Annotated in this window: 1 protein-coding gene; it reads right to left on the minus strand. The window is 51.7% G+C overall.

Features of this window, described 5'->3' with window-relative positions; genetic code table 11:
• Window positions 1-37 precede the first annotated feature (37 nt).
• Window positions 38-259, minus strand: a 222-nt coding sequence (locus tag B7449_RS18570; RefSeq protein WP_148431423.1) for an IS3 family transposase, incomplete at its 5' end; no start/stop codon positions are given.

Consider the following 259-nt stretch of genomic DNA (forward strand, 5'->3'; position numbering starts at 1 on the left):
GTGGACTTGTAACGGTTTTGTGCCGGTCAGGAAGTGCTTATGCCACTCTTGCTTCAAAAGCGAGTGGGCTGATACCGCCCAGATATGAATGGCGTCGACGTGGATTGTAGAAACCATTGATATACTGGAAGATGGCGGTGGTAGCCTGACGGCGGGTTGGCCAGTTCTGTCTCCAGAGCCACTCCGCCTTCAGGCTTTTGAAAAATGTTTCGACGGCAGCGTTGTCAAAACAGTTTCCCTTTCCGGACATTGAAGCCAG

This window comes from Komagataeibacter intermedius TF2, from assembly GCF_000964425.1.
GTDB classification, from domain to species: domain Bacteria; phylum Pseudomonadota; class Alphaproteobacteria; order Acetobacterales; family Acetobacteraceae; genus Komagataeibacter; species Komagataeibacter intermedius.